The 9,711-nt window shown below is 60.8% G+C and carries 7 protein-coding genes; 2 read left to right on the top strand and 5 right to left on the bottom strand.

Features of this window, described 5'->3' with window-relative positions; translation table 11 throughout:
• Positions 1-437 precede the first annotated feature (437 nt).
• From HQL56_15295 to HQL56_15315, 5 genes are read right to left on the bottom strand one after another with little or no spacing between them, the layout of a single operon-like run.
• A complete protein-coding gene (locus HQL56_15295; protein ID MBF0310884.1) occupies positions 438-701 on the bottom strand; it encodes a hypothetical protein in 264 nt (87 codons plus the stop codon).
• Positions 702-703: 2 nt separating this feature from the next.
• Positions 704-2,443: an Hsp70 family protein gene (locus HQL56_15300; protein MBF0310885.1), complete on the bottom strand. Its 1,740-nt coding sequence runs from the start codon at positions 2,441-2,443 to the stop codon at positions 704-706.
• A 4-nt stretch (positions 2,444-2,447) separates the two neighbouring features.
• Complete coding sequence (gene grpE / locus HQL56_15305) at positions 2,448-3,086, bottom strand: nucleotide exchange factor GrpE (protein MBF0310886.1); 639 nt, start codon at positions 3,084-3,086, stop codon at positions 2,448-2,450.
• 5 nt (positions 3,087-3,091) lie between these two features.
• Positions 3,092-3,427: a J domain-containing protein gene (locus tag HQL56_15310; protein ID MBF0310887.1), complete on the bottom strand. Its 336-nt coding sequence runs from the start codon at positions 3,425-3,427 to the stop codon at positions 3,092-3,094.
• A gap of 11 nt (positions 3,428-3,438) precedes the next feature.
• On the bottom strand, positions 3,439-5,997 hold the full coding sequence (locus HQL56_15315) for a hypothetical protein (protein MBF0310888.1): 2,559 nt from the start codon (positions 5,995-5,997) through the stop codon (positions 3,439-3,441).
• A gap of 523 nt (positions 5,998-6,520) precedes the next feature.
• Between HQL56_15315 and HQL56_15320 the strand changes: the two genes are divergently transcribed.
• Positions 6,521-8,299: a sigma 54-interacting transcriptional regulator gene (locus HQL56_15320; GenBank protein ID MBF0310889.1), complete on the top strand. Its 1,779-nt coding sequence runs from the start codon at positions 6,521-6,523 to the stop codon at positions 8,297-8,299.
• Positions 8,300-9,358: 1,059 nt separating this feature from the next.
• Positions 9,359-9,711: SapC family protein (locus HQL56_15325; protein MBF0310890.1), on the top strand; the 353-nt coding region annotated here is incomplete at its 3' end.

Genomic DNA, 9,711 nt, shown 5'->3' on the forward strand with positions numbered 1-9,711 from the left:
CGAAGTCGATGCGTGGGTCAATGAACTTCATGCTCCACCCCTTGCGCTCTGTTTCCCATTACCACTGTGAGGATACCAGAAAGGCTTGCGAAAGCGTAGAAGCAAGTTTCCTTACTGTCCTTCACCTTGCCGGGAATCAAAATCTGGCAGCAAGGAGGCCATTAAAAATAACTTGTGCAGATTGCGCCGGTTTTTGGTTCACCTGAAGGGCGCGAGAAGGGGCGCATATGTCGATATGCAAACCTTCTCGCAACGTCGCAGGCAAGCCAAAAGACAAGCAAGATGTTCAAACCTCCTAACTACTCCGGCCCCTGCACAGCGCGGCATGATCGTATCCACGGCGAAAGGAAGAGTCCCGGGGCGCCGTCCTGGACCCGTCGGGGGGGATAATCCCCCCCCGAACCCCCGTATACCTGAACCGATACATCCGGCAAACGTCAACGCACGCCGGAGACAAACGCTTCCAGAAGTTCGTTGAACGGCGTGCGATGCAGCAGGCAGGCCTGTCGGGCATGGTGTCGGGCCTGGATGAGATCCTCCCGGAGCAGGGCTTGCCGAGCCAGCTGGCTTTCCCGATGCGCTTCGCGAAGGATCCGCAGCGGCCAGGAGAGATCGGCCCCGCAACGGCGGCAGGAGTCCCGCTCCTCCCCCCGGGAGGCGCGGCAGATGGGGCAATGAGAGAGTCGGGCAGGCGGAAGCACCCTCAGGCCTCCAGATAAAAGAGGATCTCCGACAACTGCCCGCACGGTTGAGCCAGCGCTGGATAATCCTCCGCGGCCAGGGCGTCCCGGATCGCCTCGATGAGATCGATCATCTCAAGCCGGTCCTCCTCCTCCGCCTGTTCCAGCATGCGTTGCGCCTTTTCCACCAGGGCGCGGGCCTGAACCACCTCCGGGTGCCGCTGCGCCTCCCCTTCGGAAGGCTCCTCCCCGCCCATAAGGTCGCCAAGGCGCTTCCGGGCCTGTTGCAATTCGGCCTCGTCGAGCTTGCGCAGGGCATTGCCGATGGAAACCTTGCGGGAGAGCCCGCTCTTCTTCTCGGTGGCGGTAACGTGGAGGATGCCATCCCGATCGAGATCCATGCGCAACAGCACCGGATTGTCGGCCGGGGCCCGACTCAGCCCCTCGATGCGGAACTCGCCGATCAGGCGGTTGGCCAGGGCATCCCGATGTTCGCCCTGGAAGATCTTCACCTCCACCATCTCCTGGTTGTCATTCATGGTGAAGAAGATCTCGCTTTTGTGGATCGGAATCGGGCTATTCTTGGGGATCACCGGACAGAAAAGATAGGGGTAAGGCAACCCGTCCAGCTCGCCGAAAGCCGACACCCCGAAGGTGTAGGGGGTGATGTCCACCAGCACTGCCGAGACCTCCTGGCCCTGGATGGCGGCGGCCTGAATCGAGGCCCCCATGGCCACGCACAGCTCGGGATCCACCTCGCCCCGGGGTCGCAGGCCAAAGGCCTCTTCCAGCCGTCGCGCCACCAGCGGGGTACGGGTGGCCCCGCCCACCAGCAGGATCGACTCCACGTCCGATGCGGTGAGCCCCGCCCCCTGCAAGGCGATGTGTACCGCAGCCAAAGTCTCCTCGATGTAGGGGGCGATCATCTCCTCATACTCTTCCCGGCTCAATTCCAGGGAGAGATGCACCGGCAGTCCCTTCCGCTCCAGAAGGTACTCCTCTTCGATGCGCACGAAGGGATGGTCCGAGAGGGCACACTTCGCCGACTCCGCCGCCCGCAGCAACCGGGCCATGGCCCGGGGCGAGGTCTCGGCATCGACCTGGTTCTCCTTCAGATGCCTCAGCAGATGTTCCACGATCTTCTGATCGAAGTCATCGCCTCCCAGGTGGTTGTTGCCGTGACTGGAGATCACCTCCACCACACCCTCTTCGATGCGAACCACGGAGACATCGAAGGTTCCGCCGCCCAGATCGTAGACCAGCAGCCGTTTGCCCTCCAGATGTCCGGCTTCGTAAACCAGCGCCGCGGCGGTGGGTTCGTTGATCATCCGCACCACCTCAAGGCCGGCGATCTCCCCCGCCTCGCGGGTGGCCTGGCGCTGGGCATCGTTGAAATAGGCCGGAACGGTGATCACCGCCTTCTTCACCGGCTCTCCCAGACGGGTTTCGGCGATTCTTTTCAGGCGCTTCAGGATCAGGGCGGAGATCTCCTGGGGCAGGTAGCCTTCGCCGGCCATGGTCACCTTCTCCGGTGAGCCCATGCGCCGTTTGACCGACTTGACGGTGCGTTCCGGAAAGGCGGCGTACTGGTTGCGTGCCGCCTCGCCCACCAGCAGCTCCCCGTTTTCCGCCACGCCGACGAAGGAGGGCAGGATCTTCCGCCCGGTCTCATCGGCGAGGACCTCCGGGCGACCCTGGCGATAGAGGGCCACCTCCGAATTGGTGGTCCCCAGATCGATGCCGATGATGATCTCGCTGTCCATGATCTTAAGCCCCTTCTTCCCGGTTCACCACCACCTCGGCGGGACGCAGCAGCTCCCCCTGCCAGAGGAAGCCTCGCCGCAACTCGCTCACCACCAGACCGTGAGCCACGCCCTTGTGACATTCCGCGCGCACCGCCCGCGCCATCCGGGGATCGAGCGGGCGGTGCAGCACCGCCACCGGCTCCACCCCGAGGCCGGCCAGAATCTGATCCAAGCGCCGCAAGGTCATCTCCTGCCCCTCCCGCCACACGGCCAACCGCTCCTCCTCCTTGCGGCAGAACCGGCGGAAGAGCTTCGACAGCTTCCTGCCGGAGGTCGCTTCCAGCCCGGCGGCCATGCGGTCGCGCAGCTCCAGCAGTTCCAGGAGCAGGGGACGCAGCCGCTTCCCGCCGGCTTCCGCGCAATCGGTCCGCAGCCGGGTGTTTTCCTCCTCCAGGGCGGCATAGCCGCTGCGCAACGGCTCCGTCAGGGCGCGAAAACCCTCCAGTGCCGTCTTGACCTGCCGGGATTCGAGACGCACCTCGTTCTTCAGGGCCGAAAGCTCCACGAAGAGGGTGTAGAGATCGACTCTTTCCGGGTTGTCCGCAACGGGGGTTTCCTGCAGAAAGTCGCGAAAGCGGGCGATAAGGGCCTCCTGATCCACGGGGGTCATCCTTTCCCCCGCGACGTCGCGGTGAGCTGAAAGCCGCGCACCGACTCCCCGAGAAGCTCCTGCAACGGCTTCACTGCGGGCCGGGGCGCAGTGGCATCGGCCTGCAGCAGAGGGGCGAGCAGCCGACCCGGATCGGGATCGGGGAGGGAAAAGAGTCGGCAGGCCACCCGGCCCCGCCATTCCCTAAGTTGTTCGTAGGCGGCGTGCAGCTCCTGAAAACGCTCCGGATGACGTTCGGGAGAATAGAGCCGGACCTGTTGCAGATAGGCCTTGCGGACCGCGTCGTCATCGGCCTCGGGAGTGAGACCCAGCAGGGTGAAGGGATCGGTCATGGCTCCTCGGTTCAAAAATCAAACGAACGTTGCCGGCCATTCTGACGCCTTTGCGGTTTGGCCGGAGTGGTGGCGGAAGACGAAGCCGGCGGATTCGGCCCCGAAGCGGTTTTGGAGGCGACACGACGCGGCAGACCGGCCCGGTCCATGGCCTTTTCCAGGATGGCGGCCAGCGCCTCCGAATGTGCCTCACGCTCCGTGAATCCGCCTCCTTCGATCAGAGCGGCCTTCAAGGTCTGCCCCATTTTGTTCCGATCGAATTTTCCGGGATTCTCCTGCATCAGTTCCCGGGCCAGATTGGCGAGTTCCCCCACCATGCTGGCCTCCAGATCCCTGGGGATGGATGGGGGAGGTACGAAGGGGGGAAGGCCATCCCATTCATGCGGGTCGAAGTCGTCGTCGTCCTCCTCCTCCAGGTCGAAAGGCACCGAAAACCCCGGACCGAAGGGCCCCAGCAGGTTAACGATCCGCTTCCCGGTTTCCCGGTCGTCAATGGTGTAGGCCTCCTCCAGCAGGGAATACAACGACTCCACTTGGTTAAAGATGAGGCTTTTCGGGGCGTTGCGATGTTGGGCGGCGATCCGGCAAAAGGGAAAGATGGGCTGATCGGGCCAGCGTTTGGTCCCTTTGTCCGCCCACCGGGTCAGCAGGCGGAATTGCCCGGCATCCAGCAGCAGCAGGCAGAGGGTTCGCATCTCCTCCAGAGAGAATTCCAGATTCAGAGCCGAACGCAGCCAGCCCTCCAGAACCGGCAAGAGGCTTCCCAGCTGCACCGGTTTGTCGGAGAGATACGAGGTCGCCACCCCGGCCAGGCGCAACACCTCCTCGGAACGGGGTTTCTCCCGGGCCACCTGCCGGAGTCGCCCGGTCAGGGCGGTGTAACGGGCCTCGGGAAGTCCCATGGCCCGGCCTTCCGCCGCAGCGCGAAACCAGCCGGTCACGCCATCTCCGACAAGCCGGACCCCCTCCAGGAGCAGCGTTTCCCCCTCCGGCCCGTCATCGATCAACCCCTGGCAAATGGCGATCAGCCCGATTTTCTCCCCGGGCCGCCCGAATGCGGCGGCCTGGGAAAGCTCCCGCCGCGCCAGATCGATCCGCCCCGCCTTGACCTGTTTGCGAGCCTGCTGAATCGCGGCCCGCGTCAGATCCTGCCGCACCCCGTCGTGAAGCGGATCCAACTCCAGCAGCCGCTTGGCCAGAACGGAGGCCTTCTTGAAGGATTTGCGCTGCAAAGCCTCCTTGACCGCGGCATGGAGTATCGCCGGATCTTTCGGGAAACGACGCAGGGCCTCCTCCAGAATGCGGTGGTAATGCCGCTCCTCCCCCTCTTCCCGATAGATTTCCAGCAGGCGCAGATGGGTATTCCGATCCTCCCGATCCCATTCCAGGCTCCGTTCGAGGTAGTGTTGCGGTGTTTCGGGCGGGGGCGCATGCGCCTGGTCCGCCAAACGGCGCAGGATCAGGGCGAGGTGCAGGTTGCGTTCCGGGGTGGCGGGGGCGGCCTCCAGCAGGCTCAGGCAGGACTGCCAATGACGCGGGCTGTCCGGGGAGTGGTTCCGTTCGGCGGCCAGGGCCTGGAGGCGGTGTTTCTCCACGGCGTCGAGCGGGCCGAAGCGCTTTTCGAACAGGGTGAAACCGCCGACGGTGGGCTGCCGGGCCAGCAGAGCGAAACAGAGCTGCCGCCGTTCGGTTTCCGTGGCGGCAATCTCCCGGTCGGCAGGTTGCACCAGAGTGCGCAGCAGTTGCTCGTCGGGGAGGGCGAACCGTTCGCAGGCCCGCTGCAATCGGGCGGGATCACAGCCGCGCGCCCCGGCCAGAACGGTCCGTTCCAGGGGGGAAAGCCCCGGCAGCCGGGGCAGCAGCTCCGTGGTATCCAGGGCGGTGTCGGCCACGAAGCGGGCGAATCCGCACCAGGGGGAAGCGTCGGGGATCGATTCCGCCAGTTGTCGGGCGCGACGGGGATCGTCACGAGTCAGAAAGAGGGCTTTGAGCAGCAGACGCAGGGCTTTGAAGGGAGAGCGCAGGGGCAAGGCCTGCAGACGGCTCTCCAGGAGGGATTCCTCCCCGGCGGCAAAGGCGGCGAGGGCCTCGCGGGCCAGTGTCAGCCAGCTTTGCCAGGGTGATCCCGCCGGGAGGAGGCGCTCCGGAAGCGAACCGGCCAGCAACAGAATGGCAACCAGTTCCCGTATCCGGGCGGCGAAATCGGGGTGGTGTCGGGAGAGGTTCTCTTCCTGTTGGAAAAAGAGGACTCCCAGGGGCTCGGTCCGCCCGGCGCGCAGCAGACAGTCGCAATAGAGGCCCAGGGTCTCGGGGTCCGCTTCCAGCCGGAAAGCGTTTTCCAGCAGGATCACCGCCTCCTTGGGCATGCCTTTTTCAGCCAGTTCCCCAGCCCGTCCCCGATAGGCTTCGGCGAGTTTTTTCTCCCAGCCGGCGGCAGGTTCGGCCTTGACCAGTTGTTTGAAACACTCCACCGCCTCCCGCCATTTGCCCTCGGCCATGGTCCTTTCGCCCCGTTCCGCAAGGGAAGCGGCCGGGATCACACGGGCGGCGGAAGGAGCTTTCGGCCTCATGGTGGTTCCTCGCAACGGAATGGGGTGTTGCGAGGGGAGTTTCTCATGCCACAGGAACTGAAGGCAAGCGTCGGCAAGGGCAAGGTCCGGAACTTATCCGCGCCACGGCATTGTTTCGACGACGGGGCCACTTCACTTGGAGCCGTACACGGAGCCCGTTGGAAAATCCGGGATCAACGGGCTTCCAACCCCTCATGGCTCCCCGGATAGAGGCGCACCTGAGGAGGCGCCGCCGGATCCTCCGCAGCGGGACGAACCAAAGTGGTATGGCAGGCCAGCCCCCGACGTTCTCGGTCGAACGGTCGGCGGAAAGGGGCACCGCCTCGTCCTGACGCCCCCCTGGCCGGTTTCGCCACGAAAATTATCAATAAGACGAGGGTCAGAGGGGTCGATGTGTAATTACTGTATTTTCGATTTAAAAATGGAACGAAACAGCGAGCAGCTTTTTTTATAGTTATAACATGAAATTTAGAGTAGCATGAAACATACGTGTCAAAACAGATTTGAAACAAGGAGAACCTATATGACTATCCGAACATTAATTGTCGATGGAGACGATGCTATCTTAGAAGAAGTTGTTCCGGTTTTATCCAAACAAGGGTATCAATTCACTTCGGCGAAATCGGTTCGCACAGCCACGGAAGTGTTGCGGAGTCAGTGTTTCGACCTGGTGCTCTGCGACATCAATCTGCCGGATGGTTCTGGGATTCAATTAGTTAAAGATGTAAATGAAGAGCATCCGGACACAAGCGCCCTGATCATAACCGATAACATCGATAGCGAATCGGTTCAAGCCGCCATCAAGGATGGGGTCTTCAACTACCTGACCAAACCCGTCCTTCCTTCCCACATCAAACAGATTGTCCATCTCACCACGGAGCATAAACGCCTCCGCAAAGAACAGGAAATGCTGAAAAGTCGCATGGAGGCCATTTTTCGGGGAGTGGATGACGCCATTGTCGCCATAGATGATAAATGGCGAATTATTCAATTCAACGAGGCTGCGACCAGACTTCTCGGAATTACCCCCCCGGCACTCGACCAACCGTTGCAGGAAGTCATGTCCTGGCTCTTCCCCTTCGTGGAACCTCTGCTGCGCAAAGCCCGCAAAGAGGGCGCCGGAAAACGCTCGGTACGCATGGTCAATATGAACGAAGAGGGGATGAATCGGATTTTGAATTGCACGGCGTCACTCTTTCTCGACCCGGCACAAGATACGCAGGGGATGATCCTGGTGGTGCGGGACGAAAGCCGCCTGGCCATGCTGGAGCGGGAGACCAAAACACGACAGGGTTGGCATGGATTGGTGGGATCAAGCCAGCCCATGCAGGATATCTATCAGCTGATCGAGCACCTCTCGGAAGTTGACTCCACCGTGCTGGTCAGCGGCGAAACCGGCACCGGCAAGGAGTTGGCCGCCCGTGCGCTGCACGACACCAGTCCGCGCGCTTCCCGCGCCTTTGTGGCGGTCAACTGCGCATCCCTGCCGGTCGGACTCATTGAAAGCGAGTTGTTCGGTCATGTGCGCGGAGCCTTTACCAATGCCATACGCGATAAGCCTGGCCGCTTCAAACTGGCGGACGGGGGCTCCATCTTTCTGGATGAGATCGGCGACATCTCATTGGACATGCAGATCAGGCTCCTGCGGGTGTTGCAGGAGAAGGTTTTTGAGGCTGTGGGAGACAACAATCCCATCCGGGTGGATGTGCGGGTGATTACCGCCACCCATCGCAATCTGCGCGAGCTGGTCCAGGAGGGGCTTTTCCGCGAAGATCTTTATTACCGGCTCAAAGTGGTGGAGATGCGCATGCCCCCGTTGCGGGAACACAAGACGGACATGCCCGCGCTGATCGACCATTTCCTGGCCAAACTCAACCTTCGGCTGAATCGATCAGTCCGCGGGGTGAGCGATGAGGCGCTCGCGGCTCTCATGGATTACGACTGGCCGGGCAACGTCCGGGAACTGGAACATGTTCTGGAACATGCCATGGTGGTGGCCCCGCAGTCCATCCTGACGTGGTCCAATCTGCCTCCGGAATTCCGTGCCCGCACCCTCCCCTCCCTCGGCCCTCCCCCCTGCGCGACCGTGACAGCCTCGACGACAAGCCATGGCGGACGCCCTTTGAAGCGCTCTTATGGCCCGGAAGAGGGCGAATCGCTGGATCGGGAAACCATCTTGCGCGTCTTGATCGAATCGCGTTGGCATATGCAGATCGCTGCCATCAAGTTGAACATCAGTCGAAGTACCTTGTGGCGGCGGATGAAAGCCATGGGTTTGCGTCAACCGGAAGAGACGACATAAACCGAAAGCAGGCATGACGAACGCGGGCAGGGACAGACTCCCCAAACAGGTCAAATACCGGCCATTGAACACCCGCCAGTTCACAGCGAAGCCATTCCGTTGCGCACGACGTCACGAGAGCCGGCAGCATCGGGTCGGAACCATTTAAATCAATAACAACTTAAAAGTCAGATATTAGAGTATTTTTTATCTTTTAAGCCGCGTCCATCGGGGGATGTTGAGCTTTTCAGTCATACGGGGGGCCGGGGGACAATCCCCCCCGACACCTCGGGGGTCAGGATGTTTCCCCCGCGTTGCAACCCGATCCACCGCTTTGGCATCCCTCTCTCCCCACCGCCCCACCCCGCGCGAAACCACCGGAACCCGGTGTCTCGCCCCTTCCAATTCCGAACCACTGCGAGATGGTTCTCTGGTTTTGGCTGAAAGTGACAAACGATCATCTTCTTGACTGAAATGGTCTCCCCTCCGCGCTTTTCGTGGTTGGCCTGAATACCCGTCCTTGGCGTTCAGACCGGAGCAACAACGTTTCAGAAGTTTGAAATCTTCTGTTTCTTACGGCGTTGCGTTTCAAATTTATTGCCTGAAACCGGGTTTGAAGCGCTTGCCAAGAGCCGAAAATCGTCCTTTATCGCCGATGAACATGCGCCATCAGATATATTCTTCACAGGGCGCCCTGAACGCTCTTGCTCCTTGATTTTACATAAAATATTTCAAATTAACCCTGCCTGATTCGATGATGATTCCAGGCCGGTACAGGTCTCTCGATTGGCTTTTTAAGGATGATGGCGTGCCGTTTGCACTTACCCTCAGGACAGACCTCCGCGAAAGAAACACTTTACCTCAAGAGTGGTGTGACAAAAAGCCGTTTCAGAGCAACTCTCGTTTGGCCTGGGACCAGTTAAACAAATCGGCTGGCCGTTCATGAGGCATCCCCAATCGTTCGCGTCAGGTCGCATAAACAGAAGCAATCATGCGACGCACGGATCAGGCCGTGTTTGATGCGTAGCTCACCGGAGACACCCTCATTTCCCTTTCACAACAATAGCAAGGATGACGCTCATGACATTTCCAGTGCTGTACAACAACCCAATTCCCCTTAACAAGAAAGACTTCTCCTCAGTTGGGATCAGAACCTGGACGAAGGGTCTGTCTTTCGCCAAAGGAGCCCATCAAGTGCCGGCTCTGTGCTCCGAGTTTGCTGTGGGATGTCTGCATTACCCGATCGTTTTTGCGCGTGACTCGGCTGGTTTGGTGATTCCGCTGTTCCTGCTCGGGTATCGGGAGGGGGAGAACCTCTACCTGGACAAGCAGGGAAAATGGCGGGTCTCTTACGTTCCCTCCTACGTGCGCCGCTATCCGTTCATCCTGGCGGATGGCAATGAAGTAACCAATGAAGCCCAGGTGTGGATCGA

It is taken from the genome of Magnetococcales bacterium, from assembly GCA_015231925.1.
Classification (GTDB): domain Bacteria; phylum Pseudomonadota; class Magnetococcia; order Magnetococcales; family JADGAQ01; genus JADGAQ01.